This window comes from Microcoleus sp. C2D2 (assembly GCF_036702495.1).
Taxonomy (GTDB): Bacteria; Cyanobacteriota; Cyanobacteriia; order Cyanobacteriales; family Microcoleaceae; genus Microcoleus.
This window is the reverse complement of record NZ_JAUBTO010000161.1, coordinates 1-16958: the sequence shown is the minus strand read 5'-3', so window position 1 is coordinate 16958 and position 16958 is coordinate 1. Positions and strand designations below refer to the sequence as shown.

General features: G+C 45.7%; 14 protein-coding genes. 10 read left to right on the top strand and 4 right to left on the bottom strand.

The genetic code is table 11. The features are described 5' to 3' along the window. Nucleotides 1-224: 224 nt before the first annotated feature. Together QUB61_RS32605 and QUB61_RS32600 are read left to right on the top strand one after the other, a co-directional pair. Nucleotides 225-779: an Npun_F5560 family protein gene (locus tag QUB61_RS32605; RefSeq protein WP_333134358.1), complete on the top strand. Its 555-nt coding sequence runs from the start codon at nucleotides 225-227 to the stop codon at nucleotides 777-779. After that, entirely contained in the window at nucleotides 772-1422 is a 651-nt protein-coding gene (locus QUB61_RS32600) for a hypothetical protein (protein WP_333134360.1), read from the top strand. Before QUB61_RS32605 ends, QUB61_RS32600 begins: the two co-directional genes overlap by 8 nt. A 3-nt stretch (nucleotides 1423-1425) precedes the next feature. On the opposite strand, the gene QUB61_RS32595 is transcribed toward QUB61_RS32600, so the two are convergent. Further along, nucleotides 1426-1818 (bottom strand): STAS domain-containing protein, encoded by a 393-nt coding sequence (locus QUB61_RS32595; protein ID WP_333134362.1) that lies wholly within the window; start codon nucleotides 1816-1818, stop codon nucleotides 1426-1428. Between the two features lie 351 nt (nucleotides 1819-2169). Between QUB61_RS32595 and QUB61_RS32590 the strand changes: the two genes are divergently transcribed. The 4 genes from QUB61_RS32590 to QUB61_RS32575 all read left to right on the top strand — a co-directional run bounded on the left by QUB61_RS32590 (nucleotide 2170) and on the right by QUB61_RS32575 (nucleotide 4574). After that, nucleotides 2170-2793: a DedA family protein gene (locus QUB61_RS32590; protein ID WP_333134364.1), complete on the top strand. Its 624-nt coding sequence runs from the start codon at nucleotides 2170-2172 to the stop codon at nucleotides 2791-2793. A 698-nt stretch (nucleotides 2794-3491) separates the two neighbouring features. Further along, nucleotides 3492-3620 (top strand): hypothetical protein, encoded by a 129-nt coding sequence (locus QUB61_RS32585; protein WP_333134366.1) that lies wholly within the window; start codon nucleotides 3492-3494, stop codon nucleotides 3618-3620. Then, nucleotides 3604-4014, top strand: a complete 411-nt coding sequence (locus QUB61_RS32580; RefSeq protein WP_333134368.1) for a hypothetical protein — start codon at nucleotides 3604-3606, stop codon at nucleotides 4012-4014. The genes QUB61_RS32585 and QUB61_RS32580 overlap by 17 nt, the downstream gene beginning before the upstream one ends. Before the next feature lie 203 nt (nucleotides 4015-4217). Further along, a complete protein-coding gene (locus tag QUB61_RS32575; RefSeq protein ID WP_333134370.1) occupies nucleotides 4218-4574 on the top strand; it encodes a hypothetical protein in 357 nt (118 codons plus the stop codon). Nucleotides 4575-4685: 111 nt separating this feature from the next. Here the strand turns inward: QUB61_RS32575 and QUB61_RS32570 are convergent, their stop codons facing one another. Beyond that, complete coding sequence (locus QUB61_RS32570) at nucleotides 4686-5276, bottom strand: Uma2 family endonuclease (RefSeq protein ID WP_333134372.1); 591 nt, start codon at nucleotides 5274-5276, stop codon at nucleotides 4686-4688. 269 nt (nucleotides 5277-5545) lie between these two features. Further along, nucleotides 5546-6748 carry an argininosuccinate synthase gene (locus QUB61_RS32565; RefSeq protein WP_333134374.1) on the bottom strand — a complete coding sequence of 401 codons (1203 nt, stop codon included), beginning with the start codon at nucleotides 6746-6748 and terminating at the stop codon, nucleotides 5546-5548. A gap of 378 nt (nucleotides 6749-7126) precedes the next feature. Here QUB61_RS32565 and QUB61_RS32560 point away from each other — a divergent pair, with 378 nt between their 5' ends. From QUB61_RS32560 to QUB61_RS32545, 4 genes are all read left to right on the top strand, one after another. Further along, nucleotides 7127-8065, top strand: a complete 939-nt coding sequence (locus QUB61_RS32560) for a glycosyltransferase (protein ID WP_333134377.1) — start codon at nucleotides 7127-7129, stop codon at nucleotides 8063-8065. Between the two features lie 606 nt (nucleotides 8066-8671). Further along, complete coding sequence (locus QUB61_RS32555) at nucleotides 8672-11824, top strand: PAS domain-containing protein (protein WP_333134379.1); 3153 nt, start codon at nucleotides 8672-8674, stop codon at nucleotides 11822-11824. A gap of 377 nt (nucleotides 11825-12201) precedes the next feature. Continuing rightward, entirely contained in the window at nucleotides 12202-14316 is a 2115-nt protein-coding gene (argZ, locus tag QUB61_RS32550) for a bifunctional arginine dihydrolase/ornithine cyclodeaminase (protein ID WP_333134381.1), read from the top strand. 323 nt (nucleotides 14317-14639) lie between these two features. Beyond that, entirely contained in the window at nucleotides 14640-15194 is a 555-nt protein-coding gene (locus QUB61_RS32545) for a GUN4 domain-containing protein (protein WP_333134383.1), read from the top strand. A 487-nt stretch (nucleotides 15195-15681) separates the two neighbouring features. On the opposite strand, the gene QUB61_RS32540 is transcribed toward QUB61_RS32545, so the two are convergent. After that, nucleotides 15682-16854 (bottom strand): citrate synthase, encoded by a 1173-nt coding sequence (locus QUB61_RS32540; protein ID WP_333134385.1) that lies wholly within the window; start codon nucleotides 16852-16854, stop codon nucleotides 15682-15684. Nucleotides 16855-16958 lie beyond the last annotated feature (104 nt).

Sequence of the window (16958 nt, the reverse complement as noted above, 5' to 3'; positions counted from 1 at the left end):
ATAGTAATCAAAAATAGAGCGGTGGGGCAACCCGTTCTTAAAGCTCAGTTAATGTCCTATGCAATAGCAGGAGTCACCCAGAAGCCTACACCATACTTTACTCAGTTGGTGTAGGAGTTGTCACCGTAACGGGTTCAAAACTTTTGAACAAACTCTTGCCTCTGCGGTAAGGGAAAGATATTTTTAAAGAGAAACACATTCTATAGTAAAAGCTGAGAGTCATCGTGAACCAGAGTAAACTTATAAGCTCAAAAGAACTGCAATCAGAGGTATCTCGTCTCACCGAAGAGCTGCAAATGCGCGACCAATTGGTGCAGCAGTTGTCTCAAGAACTTTTCAGGCTGGTGAAGGGAAATTCGAGTTTTGTGCCGCCGCCGTCCGTTTCCGATCGCAACCAGGCTCAAATCCAGGCAATGCGGGAACAACTCCAAGCTGTTGAAGAACAGGTGGGTTTTTATCAGGAACAAATCGCGGAGCGGGATGCTGAGGTTTACCAACTGCGGCAGTCGGTGCAAGAATTGACGGATCGCTCTCGGATGCTAGAACAGGTGGTTCAGGAATTGCCGGGGGTTTACCGCCAGAAGTTTGCCGAACGGATCGAGCCGATTAAGGAAAAATTGGATCAACTGCAAAAGGAAAATCGCCAGTTGCACACTGAGTTGCAAAGCGTAACTTACCGTCTGGCTGTGCGGAGCCGCAAGGCTAAGGGCTTGGATCTGCCGAGCGTCGATGAAACGGACGATCGCGGCATTCAAATGCCGAGCTTTGGCAATGTCTGAGGTTTTAATTGTGGCGGGTGGCGAGAAAGGTCCGGCCGCAAGTCTCAAGGCGGCGATCGCTCAATCTCATCCTTTAACTCAAGTCAATATCTGTGGGGTTTCTGAACTCAATTCTGGCGCGATCGCTCCGGGTGGGGCGCTCGTTTGTCCTTTGACGCTGGATCTGCCAGAAAATCTGGTTTTTCCCGCTCAAGATGTGTTTCGATTTTGCGGCAATGTTTCGGCGGCGCGCGATCGAGTGGCTCAGGAGTTGCTTTTTCCCGTCGGCGAGGGCAATTTTTGGCTGCCTGTGGTGTTGACGGCAAAGGGGCCGCTATATGCTGAGGCGATCGGTGCTGCAGCTTCTAAGCAGTCTGACGCCTTGAGTTACTCTCAACCGGTGCATTTGTCGGATCTTTGGCGGCAGCAGTTGTATGAGTTGGCTTACCGCTTGCTGAATCTTTTAAATGCGCCGCCGGGGACTTATTTGATGCAGTTCGGCTTCGTAGGGGAAAGGATTTGTTTCGATCGACTTTGGCCTTTTCCGGCTGCACCTGCGATCGCTTCTGTCGGCGTTCAACTGCCGGATTTATTTGTCTGTCATTGGTATTGCTTGACAAATAAGCCTATTTACGATCTTCAAATTTGCTCGGCGGTTACTTGAAGTCTATTTGAAATTTGAGATTTGAGATTTGATCTGGGGAGATGATTTTAATCTAGCAACTCGAGCCGGAGTTTCAGGGGAGATAATTTGGTCGCAACTGTCGAAGATTTCAAAGAGTTGGTCGAGTTGAGTAATTTCAAATATTAGCCTGACTGTTGCTGAGAGGTTGCAGATGACGAGGCGGCATCCCCGGCGGCGGGCGGCGTTGAGTCCGGCGACTAAGGCGCAGATCCCGGAACTGTCGATAAAATCTACGGCGGCCATGTCTATTATCCAGAGTTTGTGGCGCTCGGGCACAATCTCGGCTAGCTGTTCCCGGAGGAGGCTGCCGGCTTTGGAGTCGAGGCAGTTTTGAGGCTGGAAGATGATGTGTTGGTTGAAGTTGGGATTTTCCATAGCAGTTATCCTACGATCGTAAAGTATGAATAAGTGAGTTTAGTTGCTGATTTGGTTGAAAGAATCAGGGCATTTCAGCTAAGGTTTGAGGAACGGCGATCGACCGAGGTGGGAATCGGTGGGCAGAGCCGTTGTGATAAATTTAGTAGGAAAACTGACCGCGCGATCGCCCGGAACGCAACCGCAACAATTCTCGATTAACCTAGTATACCTGAAAGGCTAATTTTTAGTTGAACCACCGATTGCCCATGTAGTGTGGTTTTCATCACAGCGAAAGATTGCACTATTGCCTGAATCAAGCCAATATATAAAAGTATTGAGCTTTGCAAAAGTTTACGAAGGCAGCATCCAATGTCTTTTGAGTTTTTATCGCTAGAGACTATTCAGAAATTTGCCCATGATTACGGCTATTGGGCAATATTTCTGGGAATTTTACTGGAAAATCTGGGAATTCCTCTCCCAGGTGAGACTATTACGATTGCTGGCGGGTTTTTAGCTGGTAGCGGGGAACTGAATTACTGGTTTGTGCTCGCCAGTGCGATCGGCGGTGCGACTGTGGGCGGAAATTTCGGTTATGCGATCGGCAGATACGGCGGCTGGCCACTGCTGCTGAAGCTGGGACAATTTTTCCGCTTTCGGGAAGAACAACTGTTTGACTTAAAAGCACAGTTTAGCCAAAATGCAGCTAAAGCTGTATTTTTGGGCCGTTTCATTGCACTGCTGCGAATTTTTGCTAGCCCCCTAGCGGGTATTGCAGAAATGCCTTTTTGGAAATTTTCGCTGTTCAACATTCTGGGTGCTGCCAGTTGGGCATCTGTAATGGTAAGTTTATCCTACTTCTTAGGACAAGTTGTGTCTTTAGAGAAATTGGTAGCTTGGGCTGCTCAATTTGCGGTATTGGCTTTGCTGTTAGCAGTTGCTTGGATTGCAATTCCTATTTGGTGGGAGTCGCGGAGTTTGGACAAGACTAAGTAAGATTGGTGGTTAGGCTTTTTGCAAGAGTTCTGGATTTTCTGTTTTTAACCGCAGATTAACGCAAATTAACGCAGATATTATCTATTTTTGCAAAAAGTCTAATGATTGTCGATCGCCTATTAATAAGTCAGGACTTCAGTCCTCAAAATCCTCAAGTTGGTAGCGAGAACTTCAGTCCTAAAACTCATCGAGTTGGTAGTGAGAACTTCAGTCCCCAATAGCGAAACTATTAGTCAATAAGGACTAAACTCCTCACTACAAACCAGTTTTATTGGTAATTAACATAACATCACATAAAGTGGAAGTCTTATCTCCCACAACTGAGGCGTTTGACAGAGGAGATAAATTTGCGGATTATCGATAGCTCTCAACTATACAAGAATATGTATTAATCGCTCAACAGCGGATGAATATAGATTGTTACCGTCGCAATGTGGCCGGACGTTGGGTTTTTTATTCTTACGGTGAGGGGGACTGTCTGGAGTTGGCTAGTATCAATTTTCAGTGTCCAATCTCTGCTTTGTATGAGGATGTTCCTGGATTGAGTTAAATCATCGGTACAGTTGTGACAATCTAAAGAGAAGGCAGTATAATGAGGCTGCGGCGTTCAATTCCAAAGTGGTAAAATGTCCTAAACTGACCCGTCCAAGAAAAAGCGATTTACAAAACCGGCGACCGATCCAGATAAATGCGCCGAAATGGCTAAAAAATACGGCTGGGATTATCAGAGATTTATTTCTAATAACGACCCAGTTTTGAAGGTAGACTGCGAGTTTGTAGGAGAAGAGATTAACTTTCAGGAGCTGTGGTATGACCACCAAGATTAACTCGCTTAAATGCAAGCCAACACTGAAGATTTACCGCACTGACGGTGCACAGACTGGATGGGAAAAAAGGCTCGACGCCATAGGTTCGGGTACTTACTTGCTGCACGAAGAAATGGATTATTCCAGAAACCGAACTATCCCCAAAATAGGCGATCGCTTGGGAGAATCTAAACGTTTCGCAGACGGAGAAATTTACCACCGCCAAAGCGATTGGTTTGTCGCAAAAGTACAGTGCTATCCTGGTGTTGGCGAAGACTGCGACTGGGATGAGATCGTACTTTGCTACTGTCAGTTTGAGCCAATAGAGTCTAAGTGGGAGAGAGTCGCTACTTTGGAGGAAATTGTGGCGCAACAAGTAGCTAAAGATACGGGTTTGGAGGTAGTTAAGAGTTGAGCGATTCCCGGCGGGATAGCAACGCTTGCGCGGACTTCAAAACCTCGATCGCTATAATTGACAGAATGCGGAGAACAAGGGAGGAGAAGAAGTGCGATCGCAATTATTAGGGGTGTTTGCTCAAAGGCGATCGCTTACTAAAACCCAAACACTTTAGTAATCAATGGCAGTAGGTTATTACAGAATTCTAGGAGTTTTGTCGCTTGTGGTACAGCGGAGATAATTCGTCCGAGCATCCTGCTGACGCACAAGTGAAAATTACCGAAATACTCGATCGCACTTCCACCCTCTTCATCCCCAACTCCCAACTCCGACTCGCAACACCCGCAGGGAGACAAAACCAACAAGCTGACTTTCCGATCTTCCACCAAAACAAGCTAGGTATACTGAAAATTGACAGCGAATTATCCCATCCAAACACAACAGAAGATGAAAAGTGCGGGCTTTTGATAGATTCTGGCATTACTCTTGTCAAACATTACGACGCTACCCGATGCAGCGAACAACCGGATCTAGTTGTGCAAGAGTTTTTGGAAATATTGAGTCAGGTACAAGCATGATACTAAATTCTGCTACGATCGCAGCTTTATTCTTTAGTCCGGGCAGGCGGACTTCGTTGGACAAGGAGCGATTTCAATCGCCGAGTGACTAATGGCTTTGATTATTGTATCTCAATTCACTTCTTCCGAATCATTGCCTGTAAATGTAACATCCTCATAGATAGCATCCATGCTAGTGCGAAAGTCCACACTAGCTAAGTGAATTTCGCTTCCTTGAGTATAGGAATACAAAACCCACAATCCTTCAGCATTGCGACGGAAACACTCCACCCGCTGCCGCTTTTGACTAATTAACACATACTCTTGAAGGGTTTCTAATTCTTGATAGTCAGCAAACTTATCGCCCCGATCGAATCCTTCAGTTCCATCAGACAAAACCTCGATAATTAAACAAGGATATTTTTTAAAAGATTTAAAAGCTCTGTCTCGCTCGTCGCAGCTTACCATCACGTCAGGATAGTAGTAGATATTTGCTGTATCAATTCGGGCTTTCATATCTCCAGTGTAGAGCTTACAGCCATTGCCCCGGACATGATCGGTTAGTGTTTTGACTAAGTTGACACATATTGTCACATGAGATTCAGTAGCACCTGCCATTGCGTAGATTTCGCCCTGAATATACTCATGTTTAACCAGGCTGAGTTCTTCTAATTTCAGATACTCTTCCGGTGAGATGTAATTTTGGTTTTGATTTGCAATCATTGGCTTTCTATGGAGTTTTTTATAATTGTAGATTCCGACCACTTCTATTATACCAAACTCACTAGGATTTTAAAATTATTTTATCTATACTATAACAAATAAGGTGGGCAATGCCCACCTTACTCTTAGTCTCGCGTTGCGCGGACTTTGTTTGTCAGTCCTGGACGCACATCGAGGCCAGAAACCGGGTTTCTTCCTATCTATGGTTGAGAAAGCAAAGATTTTTGAGAGAAACCCGGTTTCTTTGCGTCCATAACTGTTAACAAATTCTAACCCCGATTCTTCTCCGACCAAATGCGGGTCGGCAGTCCCCAAACGTAGACAAAGCCTTCGGCCGCCTTGTGGTCGAATTCGTCCTCAGCGCCGTAAGTTGCTAAGTCGAAACTGTACAGCGAATTGTCGGATTTGCGACCGACAATTGTGGCATTTCCTTTGAATAGTTTGAGTCGCACGGTTCCGGTTACTCGCTTTTGCGTGTCCTGAATAAATGCGTCTAAAGCTGTTTTTAAAGGATTGTACCAAAGGCCGTTGTAAATCATTTGGCTGTAGGTTTCTTCGATGCCTCGCTTGTATCGCGTTACATCTGCTGTCAGCGTCAAACTTTCTAAGTCCCGGTGCGCGTGCATTAACACTAAAATCGCTGGTGTTTCGTAAATTTCCCGCGATTTAATCCCGACTAGGCGGTTTTCAATCATGTCGATGCGCCCGACTCCGTGATTTCCAACTATCTCGTTGAGTTGGGAAATTAAGGCGACTGGTGATAACTCTTTGCCGTTCAAACTGACAGGATTTCCGAACTCGAAACCGATTTCAATATATTCGGGTGTGTCGGGAGTTTGCTCGATCGCCTTTGTCATCAAATACACCTCTTCCGGCGGTTCCGCCCAAGGATCTTCGAGGATTCCGGCTTCAATTGCCATTCCCAATAAGTTGCGATCGATACTGTAAGGCGAAGACTTCTTGACAGGCGACGGAATGCCGCATCTCTCGCCGTATGCGATCGTTTCCTCCCGGCTCATTTTCCACTCCCGCGCCGGTGCTAAGATTTTAATCTTCGGGTTGAGCGCGCCGATCGACACATCGAACCGCACCTGATCGTTTCCCTTACCTGTGCAACCGTGGGCGATCGCATCTGCACCGTATTTTTGGGCAGCTTCTACTAACAATTTAGCAATCAGCGGGCGAGCCAGGGCAGTCGAAAGGGGATAACGGTTTTCGTAAAGTGCGTTAGCTTGAATCGCTGGAAACGCATAGTCTTTGACAAATTCTTCGGTAGCATCAATAACTAAAGATTCCGAAGCACCGGATGCTAAAGCTTTTTTGCGGATCGGTTCTAATTCGTCTCCCTGTCCCAAATCCGCAGCCAGAGTAATTACCTCTTCCACACCCCACTCGTTTTTGAGGTAAGGAATGCAGACGGAGGTATCGACTCCGCCCGAATATGCTAGTACAACTTTTTTAGCGCGACTCATTGCTATTTACATCCTGAATTTAACTGACATCTTGCACCATTGTCACTAAGCTTTTCAGGGCGGGCAAGATGCCCACCCCACAATAAAATTAAATTATTGTGGCACAGGCATCTTGCCTGTTCTTGAGAATGGTGTAAGATGCCTGCCCCACAATAAAATTAAATGTTTGTGGAACAGGCATCTTGCCTGTTCTGGAGAATGGTGCAAGATGTGATATTTAACCGACTTTTCATTATGCACCTAATTGAGATCCATTCTTGTCAGAAATAGTACAGATTTATATATTCTTTTTTTGTTAAACTTTGCTATTTCCCCGGGGAGTTGCTGCGAAAAATCTGCTACCGTGGGATACGGTAACTGTGGCGATGGGGAAAAGCCGTGTTTTTTAGTGTTGTGATTCCGACGTACAATCGTAAACCGATTTTGGCAAAATGTCTACTGGCTTTGGAAAATCAGCATTTCGGTGAGATTGTCAGAGAGTATGAAGTAATTGTCGTGGACGACGGTTCGACGGACGGGACCCTGGAGTGGTTGGTGGCAAATGCCGACTTGTTGCCTCATGTGCGATCGATCGCCCAATGTCACCAAGGCCCCGCCGCTGCCCGGAATTTGGGCGTTGAAGATGCTAAGGGCGATACAATTATTTTTATTGACAGCGACTTGGTGGTAACGGAGCATTTTTTGCAAGCACATACAGATGCTTTGCTACAGGGTTACAAAGATACTAATGCGGTTTTTACTTACGGCAGCGTGATTAATACTTGCAATTTCGACAATCCTACTTCGGAACCTTACAAAATAACCGATTTTTCGGCTGCTTATTTTGCTACGGGAAATGTGGCCATCGCCCGCCACTGGCTGCTGGCTGCTGGGCTCTTTGACACTCGCTTTCAACTGTACGGATGGGAAGATTTAGAATTGGGTGTCAGGTTGAAAAAATTAGGTTTGAAACTGATTAAATGTCCGGCTGCTGTCGGCTATCACTGGCATCCACCTTTTAGTTTAGAGCAAGTTCCCGGCATGATTGACCGAGAAATTCAGCGCGGGAGAATGGGAGTTTTGTTTTATCAAAAACACCCAAGTTGGGAAGTACGGATGATGATTCAAATGACTTTTTTGCACCAAATTCTGTGGGGATTTTTATCCTTCGGCGGGATGCTGAACGAGCGGACGATGGCTCCTTTTTTGCAGTGGTTGATTGACCGAGGCAAGCCGCAGTTAGCTTTAGAAATTGCTCGGATTTTTCTGAATTGGTATAATGTGAAAGCCGTGTACGCCGCTGGCGGGGAATTGTCGGCTCAGACAAAGATACCATAAATCAGCCCGACGGCGCCAATAAGATATAAGATATTGTAGTTTTTCAGGGCGCATTGGTGTCAACTTAAGCTCAAATTTAGTAACGGTATACTGTTTGACAATTCTGCTTGTATCGCCCTAGCCCTCCTTAAGAAGGGGGGTAAAAGAGCAATCAAAGTCCCCATTAAGAAGGGGGATGCGAGGGGACTCAAGACTTGGATACAAACCCGAGAGACAAAGGATTTTAGTTTTAAGTTGACACGAATGGTTAGGGCTGGTTTAGTTGCCGTTTCGAGTAAGTGTATCTACTGCAAAAACACAACCCCGAGCCACCCGGTAAATGCAGGCAAAACCGGGTTTGAGAGACTGTAAAAGTTTTACTTTTAATAAAAGTTGCTTGCTGAGCCTGTGATTTGAGGAATCTCGCCTGTTGTCTCGCTCTGCTGCGATAATTTGATCCGCAAACATTTTTAAACGAGCCTTAATTTTGATATAATGACAGATAATTTAGGGTGCGCTATATATATCCGATAGTTATGGGGATTTTTCTGAGAGTTTTAGGTACAAGCGGTAAATGGCTTTAACAATATCCCCACATATAAAATTTGAATAGTTCGAGGCTCTGCTGTGAATACAACTGACGAGAAAAATCCAAGACTAGAAACACTTACGCTTCAAAACACTGCCTTACAAGAAAATATTTTAATGGTGGACGACCACCCAGAAAACTTGCGTCTTTTATACCAGCTTTTGTCTAAGCGGGGATATAAAGTGCGGCCGACACGAGATGGCAAATTTGCTCTCAAATTTGCTTTGTCTACTCCACCGGATTTGATTTTGCTGGACATCATGATGCCCGGTATGGATGGCTATCAAGTCTGCGAACAGCTAAAAGCTTGTCCGGAAACCAAAGATATTCCTGTGATTTTTATCAGTGCTTTAAATGAAGTATTTGATAAAGTCAAAGCTTTTTCAGTGGGGGCGGTAGACTACATTAGTAAACCGTTTGAAATAGCAGAAGTGGTGGCCCGCGTCGAAAATCAAATGCTGCTCAGTCGGCTTTCTAAGGAAATTGTAGCACAAAATGCGCGACTGCAAGCAGAAATAGAAGAACGCAAGCGGGTCGAAGCAGAACTTCGAGACAGCCAACGCTGGCTGTCGGCAGTAATTCAAACAAATCCTAATCTTTTGTACGTTTACGATTTGATAGAACAGCGAACTGTCTATATCAACCGGGAAATCTATAGCGATATTGGCTACACCCTTGAAGAAATACAGCAGATGGCAGGAGCATTTCTTCCTAACTTTATACACCCTGAGGATTTGCCGGGATTTTCAGAACATATCAGCAGGATTGAGACAGCAAAAGACGGTGAAAGCTTTGAGTTTGAGTACCGAATTCAGCACAAAAACGGTGAATCTAGCTGGTTTTTGAGCCGGGATACCGTGTTTGCCAGAACAGCGGACGACAAACCTTGGAAAATCCTGGGAACGGCTACTGAAATTAGCGATCGCAAACAAGCAGAACTCGAACTTAAAACAGCTTTAGCTGCTTTGGAACGACAACTCAAGCAAATATTTTTGCTCGAAACAATTACTCTGGAAATTCGCTACAGCTTACAGCCGGAGCAAATTTTTCAAACAGCCGCGGCCCAAATAGGCCGAATTTTTAATGCCGATTGCTGCTTGATTCACACCTACACAGAACACCCAATTCCTAGCATTTATAATGTGGCTGAGTACAGAAAAACTGCCGCAAAATCGCTTTTAGATGTAGAAATTACCGTAGATGGCAACCGTCACACTCAGTTTTTATTGTCCCAAGATCAACCTGTAGTTTATGATGATGTTTTTGCAGAACCCCTGCTAGAAAACGTCAGAGATTTGTACTGTCAAATAGGTTTGAAGTCGATGATCTCCATCCGCACCTCCTACCAGGGAAAAGCCAACGGAATGATATGCTTGCACCAGTACGATCGCCCCCGCCACTGGACGCAAGATGAGATCGGATTATTGAAAACTGTGGCGGCACAAATGGGAATTGCCAGAGCTCAAGCCAATCTTCTCGAACAAGATAAACAACAGCAAATTAAACTTCAACAAAGCGAAGCTACTCTAGCAGCAGCCCAGAAAATTGCCCATATCGGCAGTTGGGAATTTGATGTCGTCACAAATAAAATTACTTGGTCAGAAGAAGTATTCCGCATTTTTGGTCTTGACTCAACCGCACCTGAACCGACATTTGCCCAACATTTACAGATGTGTCATCCCGACGACAGAGACTTGTTCCAACAAACTGTCACCCACGCTATCTCACAAGGCATTTCCTACAAAAGAGAGTTTCGATTTTTGCATCCTAGCGGTCAAATTATATACGTGGAAGCAAGGGGAGAAGCTGTTTTTAGCGAAACCGGGGAAGTAATAAAACTGTTGGGAACAGTCATGGATATTAGCGATCGAAAACAAGTCGAAGCAGCTTTGCTTATTAGCGAAGAACGTTTTTATCTGGCATTTGAAGGGAGTGCGATGGGATTGTGGGATTGGAATCTTGTCACGGGAGAAGTATATTTTAATTCGCGGTGGAAAACGATGCTGGGATATGAAGTAGAGGAGGTAGAAAATAGTTTCGCATTGTGGGAGCAACTGGTACATCCAGAGGATTTGCCTCCGGCTAAAGCAGCGCTAAATGCTCACCTAGAAGGCAAAGATCCGACTTACGAAAAGGAAGTTCGGATGCTGACAAAATCCGGCGAGTGGAAGTGGATTTTGACTCAAGGGAAGGTGATGGAACGCGACGCTTCGGGAAATCCTTTGCGGATGACGGGCACGCATATCGATATTAGCGATCGCAAACAATCCGAAGCAGCTTTGCTTCTTAGCGAACAGCGAGAACGAGAAAAAGCGCAACAGCTAGAGCAAACTCTGCAAGACTTAAAAAATGCTCAATCCCAGCTCATTCAAGCCGAAAAAATGTCAAGTATCGGGCAAATGGTAGCGGGAGTTGCCCACGAAATTAATAACCCGGTCAGCTTCATCTACGGCAATATTATTCCCGCCGCACAGTACGCTCGCGATTTGGTAAAAGTGATCGAGCTCTACCAGCAATACTACCCCGAACCAGTTCCCGAAATTGCCCAAGAATTGGCAGGACTAGAAGTAGATTTTATCGCTGAGGATTTTCCGAAAATGCTGGGTTCAATGGAACAAGGTGCTAACCGAATTAAGCAGATCGTGTTGTCTTTGCGAAACTTTTCGAGACTCGACGAAACAGAGCGCAAAGTAATAGATATTCATGAAGGGATAGAGAGCACTTTAGTAATTTTGCAGCACCGATTGCAGTCACAGCTCAAACGTGGGGAAATTCAAGTTATTAAAAATTACGGCAAACTGCCAAAAGTCGAGTGTTATCCGGCTCAATTAAACCAGGTATTTATGAATTTACTGTCGAATGCGATCGACGCTGTGGAAGAGTCATCAGTAAACAGTGCTTGCAAAGTTAACCAGATTCGCATTACTACGGAAGTCAGCAGAGAAAATCAAGTGTGTGTGCGGATTTCTGATAGCGGGCCCGGTATCCGTCCCGAAGTTCAGTCAAGGATGTTTGACCCATTTTTTACTACAAAACCTGTGGGAAGGGGCCCTGGTTTGGGGTTGTCGATTAGTTACCAAATTGTGAAAGATACCCACGGCGGTAAGTTGGAGTGTCATTCAGAATTTGGCCGGGGAACTGAATTTGCGATCGAACTGCCGATTTCGCAAAAGTTGAAAGTTAAAAATTAGGATAAGCTGTTATCTCATGCCCGGTAAATTAACCCTAATTATTGTAGGGGCTCGTGAGCCAACAATCTCTAATATAAGCTAGAGACGAGTTTAAACCCGCCCCTACCGTCAGATTGGCGACAATTCAACGGAGATCGTATTAATCGTCTATCTGAACCTATTTTATGGTGCCTCAAAACCTGACATTTTCTCCTGTATTTCCTGCGAACGGTCTGTGATTTAGTGTAATTTCATCCTAAGCGTGATATAATAAAAAGTTACCCTTTTAAGGCTCCAGACGTTCCGCTGCTACAATTAGTAGTGGATATTACAGTTGCTTTTATACAAACTCTGTCAACATACGTCTGCTGTAGCGTTTACCACATTTTTACTGAATTATGACTGACTCAATTCGCTTCCTCATGTGCGCTCCCGACCACTACGATGTAGACTACGTGATTAATCCGTGGATGGAGGGAAATGTCCACAAATCGTCGCGCGATCGCGCCGTCGAACAGTGGGAAAAACTCTACCGCGTCCTCAAAGACAACGCGGTGGTAGACCTGGTACCGCCGGCAAAAGGCTGGCCGGATATGGTGTTCACCGCCAACGCAGGCTTACTTTTAGGCAATACCTTCGTCCTCAGCCGTTTCTATCACAAAGAACGCCAAGGCGAAGAGCCCTATTTCAAAGCATGGTTTGAAAGCAAAGGTTTCACCGTGCACGAACTCCCGAAAGACTTGCCGTTTGAGGGCGCTGGCGATGCTTTGCTCGATCGCGAAGGACGCTGGTTGTGGGCCGGATACGGCTTCCGTTCCGAACTCGACTCGCACCCGTTACTAGCAAAATGGCTCAACATAGAAGTGCTTTCGCTGCGTTTAGTTGACGAACGTTTCTATCACCTTGACACCTGTTTTTGTCCTCTGACAGGCGGCTATTTGCTCTACTACCCAGCAGCATTTGATTCCTACTCAAACCGCTTAATTGAAATGCGGGTACCACCAGAAAAACGCATTGCTATTGAAGAAGCAGATGCCGCTAACTTTGCCTGCAATGCCGTCAATATTGATAAAGTTGTGGTAATGAACAAGGTTAGCGAAGCCTTGAAAACGCGCATCACTAATGTCGGTTTTCGAGTAATTGAAACGCCGATGACCGAATTTCTGAAAGCGGGCGGCGCCTGTAAGTGTTTGACGCTGCGGGTAACGGAACCGGTGCAAGAAGATCGATCGGCAAACGTGATGGTAGAAAGCCGCACAATTCGCATGGATGGGCACCTGCTAGATGCTGGTTTAATCAGTCGCGCTTTAGACTTAATTATCGAAAACGGCGGCAGTTTCCAAGTGCTCAATTTCAATTTAGGAGAGCAGCGGCAAAGCACATCCAGTGCAGACGTTAAAGTTTCGGCTCCTTCCCACGATGTGATGGAAGAAATCATGGGACTGCTGATTGACTTGGGTGCAGTGCCCCCGCCGCAAGAGATTTGCGACGCTATTTTAGAACCGGTAGTGCAAGATGGCGTCGGTCCGGACGACTTTTATGTGAGTACGATTTATCCCACAGAAGTGCGGGTAAATAACCAGTGGGTGAAAGTGCAAAATCAGCGGATGGACAGTGCAGTTGCTATTACTGAAACTGCCGATGGTTTAGTGGCTCAATGCAAGTTACTGCGAGATTTAAAAGTAGGTGAAAAAGTCGTTGTAGATGTAGTGGGTATCCGCACAATCCGCAAAACAGAATCGCGGGAACAGCGCAATTCTCAAGAATTCAGCTTTATGTCGGGCAGCGTTTCTAGCGAGCGCCGTGTAGAATTGGTGGTGGAACAAGTAGCGTGGGAATTGCGCCAAATTCGCGATCGCGGTGGCAAAGTTGTAGTTACGGCGGGGCCTGTTGTTATCCACACCGGCGGTGGCGAACATTTAGCGCACTTAATTCGTGAAGGTTACGTACAAGCGCTGTTAGGTGGAAATGCGATCGCGGTTCACGACATGGAACAATCGAATATGGGAACCTCTTTAGGGGTTGACATGAAACGCGGTGTTGCTGTGCGCGGCGGACACCGTCACCACTTGAAAATAATTAACGCTGTGCGGCGTTACGGGAGTATTGCAAAAGCTGTTGAAGCAGGCTTGGTTACTAACGGTGTGATGTATGAGTGCGTAAAGAACAATATACCGTTTTCTCTTGCCGGTTCGATCCGCGATGACGGGCCACTTCCCGACACGCAAATGGATTTAGTTAAGGCTCAAGAAGAATATACTGAGCTGTTACGGGGTGCGGATATGGTGTTAATGCTGTCGTCTATGCTGCACTCAATTGGTGTGGGAAATATGACGCCGGCGGGTGTGAAGATGGTCTGTGTGGACATTAATCCGGCGGTGGTGACGAAATTGAGCGATCGGGGTTCGATCGAATCTACTGGAGTTGTTACCGATGTGGGATTGTTCCTAAGTTTGTTGGTGAATCAATTGGATAAATTGACCAGCCGCCATCATGTAACTCAATCTGTTTAGATTCTACTCTTTGTCAGGCACAGCCTCGCTTACATCGGTTCCTAGGCTATGCCTGGGAACCAGTTAATTTAGCCCTAGGAATTGCTTCGTCTACTGCGGAGAACTGAATTATATGCAACTTTATCTAAAATTGGTGCTATAAAGATTGCATATAGCAATCCTTGCATGAGTCGTAAATTTTTTACCCGACCCCAACCCTCCCCGAACTCGCGGTCCGGGAGTAAGAAATTCACAAATGATTTAGGATTGCTATAGGTTGTGTGGCAGATATATCAGAGCCTAGAAAAAATTCCAATAAAAAATACAAAAATAGGTTTTTTACCGTGAAGTTTAACACCCGATTGACAGTTGCCTTAGTTGCTGCCTCCTTTATGGTGATGCAACCCCTATTGAGCGTTCATTCTCAAGAAAAAAATAGCGAATTCAAAAAACTTCAAGCTTTATTGAAAGCTCACAAGTGGTATCTGGCAAATCGGGAAACTACGAGAGTCATTAATGAAAACCCAGACAATGTAACTTGCCCAAACCTCCGCCAAATCGATCAATTGTGGACGAAATACAGCGAGGGCAAATATGGATTTACCCCGCAGTTGCAAATTTGGGAGCAAGTGGGAGGAATGAAGTGTGAGACTTGCGAGGATCAAATCGTAGCATTTAGTAAACAGGTAGGGTGGAGAGTTAGCAGTACAGGTATCAGGTTAATCCCTGGAGAGTTTCCCGGCCATTATCCGACTGCGGCTATGTTGGGGTGGGAAGGTTATGCCGATCGAGATAGAAGCTTGACGGCTGGGGGTCTGTTGAGTGGCGATCGCACGTGGATAGCATGGAGGATGAATGGGTTTAATCTGTTTGCTACTTTTGCTAAATGTGGCAGCTAATATCAATTCCGGTTGCACCGTCGGTGATTGTTGACTGTTGAGAGTTGACTGTTGAGAGTTGACTGTTGAGAGTTGACTGATGACTGTTGAGAGTTGACTGATGACTGTTGAGAGTTGACTGATGACTAAGGACTAATGACTGTTGAGAGTTGACTGTTGACTGTAGAAGGAGGGGTGGAAAAACTCAATGGTTGAGTGTTAACTGTTGACTGGATTTTATTATTGTGATGCAACCGCAAACGATATAAGTCTCAAGGAAAAATCGCAGTTCGTTTGGCAATAAAAAGCCTCAGACCCGCAAGTCTGAGGACCGGACTTCCTGAAAATCGTCACTTCTTACTATTGTCGCCAAAAAACAGCACAACATACAAGAGGGGTGCAACCCAGCAGGGCAGTTTTTGGCAGACAGAGATTGCTTCCTGATTCGCAACGCGAAAGCAATTTTTAATTCAACACTTCACGAAAGCAAAACAATTCCTCTCGCCATTTAGATATCTGGGTTGATAATTGTGCTATAGGATGAGTGCCTGTCCTCGATCGCAATATAAGGAGCACCGTGAGTCCCCGTATATATTTGAGTAGGGCGGTAAATGCGGTTTGCCTCTAGCTGTTCCTTCCAGTGGGCCAACCAGCCGGCAACGCGGGCGATCGCAAAAACCGGTGTAAATAAGTCGATCGGAATTCCCATTTTTCGGTAAACCAGACCCGAATAGAAATCTACATTTGCATAAATTCCTTTGTGACCCAATTTCTCCTCAACCACTTCTTCCAACTCGACAGCAATGTCGTAATAATCGTCGCGGCCGAAGTTCTCAAACAACTGTTCCGCCAACCTCTGAAGAATCGTTGCTCTCGGATCTTTCACCTTGTAAACTCGGTGACCGAAACCCATAATTTTGTCCTTATTTGCAACGCTCTTCTCGACAAAAGCCCGCACATTTTGTACCGAACCAATTTGCTCCAACATATCAATCACTTCTTCATTAGCTCCCCCGTGCAGCGGCCCCGCCAAAGTGCCAACTGCTGAAGCAATCACTCCGTAAGGGTCTGTCAGTGTCGAAGCTGTTACCATTGCCGAAAATGTAGAGGCATTAATTGTATGTTCAGCGTGGAGAGTCAGACAAGTGTCAAAAATGCTAGCTAACAGGGGATCGGGTTCTTGCTCGTTGAGCATATAAAGAAAGTTAGCCGAGTAGTCCAAGTCATCCCTCGGTCGCACCGGGTCATTTCCCCGTCGCATTTGCTGGAACGCTGCTACCATTGTGGGAATCTTAGCTAGCAGCCGCACTACAGCTTCTCGAATGTATGCTGGGTTAGCCAGAGCTCTGCGGGAGTAGAACAAGCCCAGGGCGGCCGCTGAAGCTTGCAGGGCGTCCATTGGATGTCCTCTTTCAGGAAAGCATTTCATCATGTCCCGGATGCGATATTTGATCCGGCGGTGATAGCGAATTTCATGCTCGAAAGCTTCTAGTTCTTCCTTTGTCGGAAGTACCCCCCAGATTAATAAATATGAAGTTTCCAGAAAGGAACTTTTGACTGCCAGTTCCTCGATGCTAATCCCGCGATATTCCAGCAACCCTTTTTGTCCATCGACGTAGCTAATGCTGGACAAGGTGGCGGGAACACCTTCTAAACCTGGTTTGAATTCGCCGACGACCATTGCGATACCGTTTTGTGTGAGTTCAATCTAGTGAATTACCCGACGTTCATCTGAGTACAGATAGAACGCGGGCTTCCCAATTCAACCGCAACAGCCTCTACAGT